This window comes from Streptomyces sp. NPDC001231, from assembly GCF_042896885.1.
In the GTDB taxonomy this organism is placed as follows: domain Bacteria; phylum Actinomycetota; class Actinomycetes; order Streptomycetales; family Streptomycetaceae; genus Streptomyces.
In genome coordinates, this window is record NZ_JBIAXS010000030.1 from 89037 (window position 1) to 95391 (window position 6355).

Annotated in this window: 7 protein-coding genes; 4 read left to right on the forward strand and 3 right to left on the reverse strand. The window is 64.6% G+C overall.

All coding sequences use genetic code 11. The features are described from left to right. Positions 1–2: 2 nt before the first annotated feature. The 3 genes from queD to queC are packed head-to-tail and all read right to left on the reverse strand — an operon-like array spanning position 3 to position 1689. Positions 3–359, reverse strand: a complete 357-nt coding sequence (gene queD, locus ACFY3J_RS30700; RefSeq protein WP_365292021.1) for a 6-carboxytetrahydropterin synthase QueD — start codon at positions 357–359, stop codon at positions 3–5. After that, entirely contained in the window at positions 359–994 is a 636-nt protein-coding gene (queE, locus tag ACFY3J_RS30705) for a 7-carboxy-7-deazaguanine synthase (RefSeq protein WP_390842170.1), read from the reverse strand. Before queE ends, queD begins: the two co-directional genes overlap by 1 nt. Continuing rightward, a complete protein-coding gene (gene queC, locus ACFY3J_RS30710) occupies positions 994–1689 on the reverse strand; it encodes a 7-cyano-7-deazaguanine synthase QueC (RefSeq protein WP_390842171.1) in 696 nt (231 codons plus the stop codon). Before queC ends, queE begins: the two co-directional genes overlap by 1 nt. 177 nt (positions 1690–1866) lie before the next feature. On the opposite strand from queC, the gene ACFY3J_RS30715 reads away from it, so the two are divergent. Genes ACFY3J_RS30715 through dbpB (ACFY3J_RS30730) form a run of 4 tightly spaced genes read left to right on the forward strand, consistent with a single transcriptional unit; the run spans position 1867 to position 6198 of the window. Beyond that, complete coding sequence (locus ACFY3J_RS30715; RefSeq protein WP_390842172.1) at positions 1867–2709, forward strand: hypothetical protein; 843 nt, start codon at positions 1867–1869, stop codon at positions 2707–2709. Beyond that, positions 2706–3839 carry a DGQHR domain-containing protein DpdB gene (gene dbpB, locus ACFY3J_RS30720; protein ID WP_390842173.1) on the forward strand — a complete coding sequence of 378 codons (1134 nt, stop codon included), beginning with the start codon at positions 2706–2708 and terminating at the stop codon, positions 3837–3839. Before ACFY3J_RS30715 ends, dbpB (ACFY3J_RS30720) begins: the two co-directional genes overlap by 4 nt. Beyond that, positions 3836–5056: a tRNA-guanine transglycosylase DpdA gene (gene dpdA, locus ACFY3J_RS30725; protein ID WP_390842174.1), complete on the forward strand. Its 1221-nt coding sequence runs from the start codon at positions 3836–3838 to the stop codon at positions 5054–5056. Before dbpB (ACFY3J_RS30720) ends, dpdA begins: the two co-directional genes overlap by 4 nt. A gap of 38 nt (positions 5057–5094) precedes the next feature. Further along, complete coding sequence (gene dbpB / locus ACFY3J_RS30730; RefSeq protein WP_390842175.1) at positions 5095–6198, forward strand: DGQHR domain-containing protein DpdB; 1104 nt, start codon at positions 5095–5097, stop codon at positions 6196–6198. The last annotated feature ends 157 nt before the right edge of the window (positions 6199–6355 follow it).

Below are 6355 nucleotides of genomic sequence, written 5' to 3' on the forward strand. Positions count from 1 at the left end.
TGCTACTCGCCTCGGTAGGTGCAACCGGAGGTGCAGGTCTCGCGCACGGTGATGGCTGACAGGGCGGGGAGTTCGGCGATCATCCGGTCCCAGATCCAGCGGGCCAGGTTCTCACTGGTGGGGTTTTCCAAGCCTTCGATGTCGTTCAGGTAGTAATGATCTAGTTGTGCGTCGATGGGCTTGAATGCACGCTTGACGTCGCCGAAGTCCATTACCCAGCCTGCTTCCGCATCCACTGGCGCTTCGACGTGCACGGTGATCTTGTAGGAGTGGCCATGGAGGCGGGCGCACTTGTGTCCTTCGGGGACACGTGGCAGGCGGTGGGCTGCTTCGAAGGTGAACTCGCGAAAGATTTCCATTACTGAATTCCCAGATACTTGTGCGTCTGGAGGGAAAGTGTCCAGCGCGGGTTCTTCATGCAGTACTCGACGGCGGCGCGAGTGTGGGCCTCGCGATGAGCGTCGTCCAGGGGTTGCAGTCTGAAGTGGCGGAAGTTGAGGTCTTCGAACTGGGCGGGGTCGCCGCCGGCCTGGGGATAGACCAGTTTGAGTTCGTCGCCGTGAGTGAGGACCAGTGTGGAGCCGATCTTGGGGCTTACGCACAGCCAGTCGATACCCCGGGGTGCCGGGCGGGTGCCGTTGGTTTCCACTGCGACTTCGAAGCCGCGGTCGTGGAGGGCGTTGATGGCCTTCTCGTCCAACTGCAGTAGGGGTTCTCCTCCGGTACACACCACGAACCGGTGTGCGCGGTCGACAGTGGGCCAGGCAGCCTCCACGGCGGCGGCCAGGTCGTCGGCGGTGGTGAAGCGGCCGCCGCCTTCGCCGTCGGTGCCGACAAAGTCGGTGTCGCAGAACTGGCAGATGGCGCGGGCCCGGTCGCGCTCCCGGCCGGTCCACAGGTTGCAGCGCGAGAAGCGGCAGAAGACCGCAGGGCGTCCTGCGTGACTGCCTTCCCCTTGGAGGGTGTAGAAAATTTCCTTGATCAGGTAGGTCATCAGGCGCTCTGGTACTGGACCGGGTCCTTCACACCGGCCTCGGCGAAGCCTTTCAGGCGCAGCAGGCACGTCTCGCACTTGCCGCAGGCCTGTCCCTGCTCGTCGGGGTCGTAGCAGGAGGAGGTCAGGGAGTAGTCCACGCCCAGACGCAGGCCCTCGCGGACGATGTCGGCCTTGGACAGTGCGATCAGGGGAGAATGCAGTGTGATCTTGGAGGTGCCTTCGACGCCGGCTCGGGTGGCCAGGTTCGCCATCGTGGCAAAGGCCTCCATGTACTCGGGGCGGCAGTCGGGGTAGCCGCTGTAGTCCACGGCCGTGACCCCGGTGAAGATGTCGCTGGCGCCGACGGTCTCGGCGAAGGCCAGTGCGAACGACAGGAAGATCGTGTTGCGGGCCGGCACGTACGTGATCGGTACCCCGGACTGGGGCGTGTCCTGGAGCGACTCGTGCTTGGGCACCTCAATGTCGGCGGTCAGGGCAGAGCCGCCGAAGACCCGCAGATCGATGTCGGCGATGACGTGCCGGGCCACCCCCTGGGCCTGGGCGACTCGCTGGGCTGCCTCCAACTCGATGGAGTGGCGCTGACCGTAGCGGAAGCTGAGCGCGTAGGGAGTGAATTCCTGGTCCTTGGCGATAGCCAGCACCGTGGTCGAGTCCAGGCCGCCGCTCAGCAACACGATCGCGGGACGATGCATGCTGTCACTCCCTTGTCTGATGTCCAGTTGCCTCAGTTGAGGCAGGCGAAGCCTACCCCGGTAACTACCGGCTACAGTAATCACGACAACGGACGAGTTAGGGAAGCCAGAGGTCGATCCGCAGTGAACGAGTTGCCCATCGTGGTCACGTGCACGGACCGGAAGGCTTCACCACCCGTGACCGCCCTGCGGGCCCGCGATCTGCCCGCCGCGGATCTGCCCGAGAGGGTTGCGGAATGGGAACGCCGCCTTCAAACCGCCTCCGAGGCGCGGGTGGAGTTGGCGCATCTCTACCAAGGGGACCAGTGGCGGCGTGCTCAAGCCCTGGCTGCCGTTGCTACCCATGCCGGGTTCGCGCCCCGCCTGTATGTGGCCTCGGCCGGACTGGGTCTGCGATCAGTCTCCAGTCTTGCCCCCTCTTACGCGGCCACTTTCATGTCCCGACACGCAGATTCCGTGGCTTCCTCCACTTCCCAGGCGGCCGACTGGTGGGATCGTCTGCAGCGCATGGACGAAAGTCGCAACTTGTCCGAGATTGCGGCTTCTGCCGGACGAATCCTTGTGGTGCTGTCCGAGACGTACGCCCAAGCCATGCACCGCGACCTGCTAGCCCTGGCGGCCAGTGGAGCCGACACAGTGCTCATCGGAGGCGCCTGCGACCTGGACGGCGTGCTGCGCATCCCAGCCAACGCCGCCCTGCGTAACGCCCTGGGCGGCACCCTCACCAGCCTCAACGCCCGCATGGCGGCAGCCTGGCTGCAGCACTGCACACCCGGCCGCCTCATCACCCCTGCCGCTAAAGAGCGTTGGACGGCCTGGGTCGGCCAGGCGGCCTGCCCAGAACGTTACGCCCGCACCCCGATGTCGGACGCTGCAGTGATCGACTTCATCAAAGACATGAAAAGCCGCTACCCAGACTCGTCCCGCACGCGCCTGCTACGCCTACTGAGAGACAAGGGGATGGCCTGCGAACAAAAGCGCTTCGCAGGCCTGTACTCGTCAACGATTGGCCAACGATGACCTCCACTGTGCTTAAGCGTCGGGCTCTGCGGATCGATCAGCACCCCACGATCCCGCTGTATGTGTTCACCTTGGCGGCGGAAGAGGTCCACCAGGTCGCCGACGTTGCCCGAATCTCCCGAGACGAAGCGGGCAAACTGATCGGCTACCAACGCCCCGAGAAGAAGCAGCATGTGAAGCAGATTCTCGAGTACCTCGACGGCGAGGAGGTCCTGTTTCCCAACGGGCTGATCATGGCGCTGCCCTCCAGCGTGCGGTTCAAGTCCAGCCCGGGCCCGGGCAGCAGCGACGGCCTGTGCACCTCGGGCACGCTGGAGATCACCCTGCCCGATGCCCCCGACGCCCCCCGGCCCGCCTGGATCGTCGACGGTCAGCAGCGCAGCCTCGCCCTGGCTCGCACCCGCAACACCCGCCTGGCTGTGACCATCGCCGGCTTCGTTGCCGAAGACCTGGAAACCCAGCGCGACCAGTTCTTGCGCGTGAACACGGTGTCCCCGCTGCCCACCAATCTCGTGACCGAACTCCTCCCGGAAGTCGGCACCCTGCTGCCGACCAAGCTCTCCGCCCGCAAACTCCCCGCCGTGCTGGTCGAGGCCCTCAACCACGACAAGGACTCACCCTTTCGAGGCCTGGTGCGCCGCCCGTCCACCACGGCCGAGCAGAAGACGGACGCCGTCGTCACGGACAACAGCCTCACCACGGCCATCCAGGAATCCCTCAACTCCCCGTCAGGCGCCTTCTTTCCCTACAAAAATCTGTCCAATGGCACGGTCGACACGGCCACCATCCGCCAGATCCTCGTCGTCTACTGGACCGCGGTGCGCGACACCTTCCCCGACGCGTGGGGGCTGCCGGCGACTAAGAGTCGGCTGATGCACGGCGTCGGCATCCGCTCCATGGGACGCTTGATGGATCGCGTCATGATGGCCATCGACCCCGCCTCACCCCATGCCGTGGAGTTGGCGCGGAACGAGCTCGCCCTGATCGCACCGCACTGCCGCTGGACCCAGGGACGCTGGCCCGACCTGAACACTCCCTGGAACGAACTCCAGAACAACCCCCGCCACATCAGCACCCTGTCGAACTACCTCCTCCGTATCTATGTGCAGGAAAAGGCAAAGGCCGCGTGAAATTCTATTTCCCTGACAGCCAGGACCTGGTGAGCCCCACGTACGACTTCATCAACGATGAGTACTCGCCCTACCGAGTCCGTCAGCGCGATGACGTCTACGCCCACCAGGCCGTGACACCGATCCCCTACGACGGGATCCTTGTCAGCAAGGCGGTTGTCGACGGATCCATGAAGGGTGCAGGTAAATACTCTGCCCCCCAGCGCGAGCGCTTCTACCGCCTGGGCGTGAGGAACTTCTTCCGTCTCCCCGACGAATGCTCCACCATCGGAGACTGCGGCGCCTTCAACTATATCGACGAAGAGCGCCCACCCTACGAAGTCGACGAAGTCCTTGACTTCTACGGCCGATGCGGATTCGACGCCGGCATCAGCATCGACCACATCATCTTCGGCTACATCCCTCAAGAATCCGACACGGAACCAGAAGCGGCGTGGGTGGAACGCCAGCAGATCTCCCTGGAACTCGCTGAGAACTTTCTCACCGCGACCAAAAAGCACGGCGCCCACTTCGAACCCGTCGGCGCCGCCCAGGGGTGGGGACCCGACAGTTACGCCCACTCCGTCGCGCAACTGCAGAAAATGGGATACCGGCGTATCGCCCTCGGCGGCATGGTCCCCCTCAAGTCCCACGAGATCCTGGCCTGCTTGCGGGCCATCGACGAAGTACGCAACCACGACACCGAACTACACCTGCTCGGCATCAACCGCGTCGACAGCATGGAGCAGTTCGCCCGCCACGGCGTGACAAGCTTCGACAGCACCTCCGCCTTCCGCCAGGCCTTCATGGACGACCGCAACAACTACCACACCGACACCGGTGCCTATACCGCCATCAGAGTCCCCCAAGTCGACGGCAACCCCGCACTCAAACGCCTCATCCTGTCCGGAAGCGTCTCCCAGGCCCAGGCCATCACCGCAGAACGTGCCTGCCTGCGCGCACTACGGGAATTCGACAGCGGAGAGAACTCGCTCGAAGAAGTACTCGACGCCCTCTCTGTCTACGAGTCGCTCGTCCTCGGCCCGAAGAAGAAGAGCTACCTCGCATACTACGAGCGCATCCTCAGCGACGCTCCCTGGCGCGCTTGCCCCTGCGCCCTGTGCAAGAGACATGGCATCGAGATCGCAATATTCCGGGGAACCGAGCGGAACAAACGCCGAGGATTCCACAATCTGACCGTACTCGAGGCCAAAATGCGCTCCCTCACCTTCGGGTGAACCCCCACTTTTCTTCTTTTCACATGTCTGGAGATCCAATGGCCGACCGATACGAACTCAGGCTCCCGGCGCTCGAGATCCGCCAGGGCGGGAGAAAGATCTACTGCTTCGCCGTCGACGGCAAGAAGGTTCACAGCTTCGCCGCGGTCTCCCGCGTACGCCGCGACGACGACAGCAACCTCCAGGGGTACCAGCGCCCCGAGGTCCTCAGCCACATCCGGGGCATCCGCCGCTACCTCGAGTCCGACAACGCCATGCTCCCCAACGCCCTGGTCCTGGCCTTCGACGAAAGCGTCAGGTTCGAGAGCGGGGCGCGGCGGGTCGCCGGCGTCGACTACTCCATCCCCGGCGAGTTGGTGATCCCTGTCGACGAGTCCCTTTCCGACGAGGACAAGCCCGCCTTGATCGTCGATGGCCAGCAGCGCAGCGCCGCCATCCGTGACGCCGACCTGGTCGAATTCCCTGTCGCCGCTGTCGGGTTCATCGCCGACAACCACGACGATCAGCGCTCCCAGTTCATTCTGGTCAACTCCACCAAGCCGCTACCCAAGGGCCTCATCCATGAGCTCCTGCCCGAGACCAGTGGCCACCTCCCGCCCACCTACGCCCGCAAGCGTTTGCCCGCCCAGTTGATGACCCGCCTCAACACCGACGGCCAGGGCCCCTTTTACGGCCGTATCGCCAGCCCCACCTCGCCCGACGGCAACATCAAAGACACGGCCGTTCTCCGCATGCTGGAGCACAGCCTCTTCGAGGGCGCTCTTTACCAGTACCGCAACCCCGAAGACGGCTCCGGCGACGTCGACCGCATGCTGCTGCACCTGCGTTCTTTTTGGACCATCGTCAAGGACACCTTCAGCGACGCCTGGAAACTCCCGCCCCGCCAGTCCCGCCTCACCCACGGCGCCGGCATCCAAGCCATGGGCTTCGTCATGGACAGCCTCACCGATGGCATGCCTGCCGAAGACGTCGACTGCGACGCGGTGCGCAACGCCGTCCTGGGCCTGATGCCGATCACTGCCTGGACCTCCGGCATGTGGCGCTTCGCCGACGGCGAGCAGCGCCGCTGGAACGGTCTGCAGAACACCCCCAACGACGTTCGGCTCCTGACCGACCTGCTGGTCCGCGCCGTACACAGCTGATCTGACCGTTCCTCGGGCCCTGCCTCCGGGGCACGGCAAATGACAATAATTCGCCTGCCGCCGGCATCCGGTGGCGGGCGAATCCGTTTTCGGGGCCGCAGTAGCCGGCCGCTTGCGCGGTGCTGCTGCCAGCGCGTGTCGGCCCGGGCCGCTGGCG